The 2,581-nt window shown below is 37.2% G+C and carries 1 protein-coding gene and 1 pseudogene; both read right to left on the bottom strand.

Going from position 1 to position 2,581, the window contains the following annotated elements:
• Window positions 1–185: 185 nt before the first annotated feature.
• A complete protein-coding gene (locus tag AC1DG9_RS25950; protein WP_288883743.1) occupies window positions 186–1,835 on the bottom strand; it encodes an ArnT family glycosyltransferase in 1,650 nt (549 codons plus the stop codon).
• Window positions 1,836–1,931: 96 nt separating this feature from the next.
• Window positions 1,932–2,581: pseudogene (locus AC1DG9_RS25945) on the bottom strand (family 43 glycosylhydrolase); the annotation flags it as partial.

Here is a 2,581-nt window from a genome sequence, read left to right as displayed (position 1 = left end):
ATAATTGAGAGTGCAAAAAGATTTATAAAACAATTGTTAATCAGGAAAATAAGAACACAAAAACCAGTTTTTAGCATCTGGAATTACTATGAATTTAGGCTTTATGCATCAAAAAACATAAACAAAGATAATAAATTGGGAGCCCAATTATTCATGAAATCATGATGATGATCACATCTGTGTTGTTATTTAATTTTCACCAGATAAAAATGTTCCAGAACCGAGGGGCGGCTTTTTGCCAGTATAAACTTTGCTTTCAGTTTGGTGATGTGGTAATAATCAAATTGCTTCAGTATTTCTAAATTGTATTTGCTTTTGAGATAGGGCAGCTCAGATTCGTGGGTATAGATCACCGTCTCTTTTTGATCCTTTGTCTCTTCAAGATCAGCATCGTCGTATAGATATTTAACTTCTTTATTTGCATAGAAATCAAAAGAGAAAGCATGGTCATATCTGAAAACAGCCGGGATGGCTTTTATGTCGTTTGCCTGCAGCCATTTACCCGCTTCCATGCCCGACTGGTATTTTAAAATAGAAGGATAAAAGAACAGGTAAAGAAAGCTCATTATCCCAATTGATAAAACTGCACCTCTGCTTACAATGGTTTTAATGGATGCCCCTTTAAACAGTAAAAAAGCACTAACTGAGGTGATTAGTAAAATTGCAAGTGCCGCCCCATAAAACTGAAATTTGAAACAAACTGCAATTGTGCCAAGCAGTAAAACTACAATTAGGAAGATCACATTTTGTATAATAAGGAATGTTTTGATCCTCTTTTCACTGATCCTCACTAAATATAAGGCAGTAATAATTGAAAACTGAGGGAATATGACCAGTATATAATGTGGAAGCTGAAATTTAGAAAATGAAAACAACAAAAAGGTAATAAATGCCGAACTCCAGATGATAATCGTTTCGGGTGGAAGAACACTTCTTGAATGTTTTTTAAATAAGTCGACTATACCCACGTAAAACAGTACAGACCAAGGTAAAAACGCCCATAAAGTAGTGTGCAGGAAAAAGGATAGATCACCTTTTCCTTTAATTGGGCCGGTATTAAAGAAACGTCCAAACTGACTATCCCAGAAAAAGAACCTAAGCCCTGATACCCCTTGCTGTCCAAATACTGTTTTTTCAGGATGCAGGTCAAATTGCACATACAGGGAATATAGTTCGGGAGTTATAAAAATTAAAATAAGTGTAATGGCGATCCACCATTTCGGTTTTAACAATTCCTTTAATTGTCTGGTTATAGCCCAGTAAATAATAAAACCACAAAATATCGGAACCAGGACAAATATCCCTTTAACCATTACTGCGCAGGCTGCAAAAAAAGACCCTGCAACAATATGTAAAAAAGATTTTTGACGTGCCCTGTCGTAATGGTAAATGGCCGCTGTAACAAAAGCCGCAAGATAAGCTTCTGCTCTTACATCAGAATTGGAGATCAATACGTGCAAACTTGTCAGAAATATAATAGCACTGATCAGGGCAGTTTTCCTGTTAAAATAATCTGCAGTAAAACGATATAGATAAAACGTTCCCATCAGACTGATTAAAAAGGAAGGGAGTTTGTAAGCAAAAGCAGATATCCCAAAAAGCTTAAAACTTGCAGCAGCGAGCCAGAAAGGAAGATGCGGCTTATCCAGCCAGTCTTTGCCATGTACATAAAGGTTAAGCCAGTCGTTTCTTAGGATCATATTTTTAGAAATGCTGGCATATAAGGCTCCATCCGGTTCCATCACTTCATTAGATAAGGAAAAAAAGCTAATAGCAATCAGCACCGAGATCAGCACTTTATAACACCTGTCTTCAGACAATTTTAAGGATATCATACTTAGCTAAAGTATCCTTAAGCTATAAGCTGATGATTAACTTATTAATACCTAATAGTTAACGATTAACGGCCAGCTTGTTCTATGATTATGATTTTATTTCCGTTTTATKGTGGTAAAAAACTTTATTTTACGATTCTTTTCAATTGTATAATGGATACCTCCATCCGCGCTGTAAGAAGCACCAGCATTTTGTTCAGTAGCTTCATCATGATACATGAACCCATAAGCTCCTTTTTTTGAAGCAGATTTTAACACCAAAACATAGCGGCTGCCTGCCACAACAGGAATATCTGGACGAACGATAACATTTGAGGGCGACCAGCTCACCGAATCTTTAGGGATGTTAATGGTTTTTAGCGGTTTCCCAACAGGAAGTAAGGAGGCATCTGCCTGATACATCATTATAATCAGATCTGCATCAGGATCATTGTTCTGGAATGTAGTAATCGAAACGGTATTCAGAATTCCTGTACGGCTTGCCCTAAAGCCCTGTCCACGTTGAATCTCATTACTAATGTCGCAAAAGCCTTTGAAGTTTTTAATCCCCGTATCATTATCCACGTCCTTAATCACCTGCTGTTTTCCCTTGCTGCCTGTTGCAAGCGAAAGCGTAACCTCATTCTTACAGACCATCGGAAGTATAGATCCATCCTCGGCAAAGTTTAAAGGTGCCCAGTAAAAATTAGCAAGAGATTCATTTTTTGCAGCATTATTCCATAGGTCACTTCCGTAGAGGTAGATCA

The sequence above is a fragment of the Pedobacter sp. 05L430 genome (genome assembly GCF_056397585.1).
Note: the sequence above shows the minus strand (reverse complement) of the source record. Positions and strands in the feature narration are given on the sequence as shown.

Coding starts and splice junctions, on each gene's coding strand:
- AC1DG9_RS25950 (WP_288883743.1), bottom strand. CDS start 1,835: ATGATATCCTTAAAATTGTCTGAAGACAGGTGTTATAAAGTGCTGATC.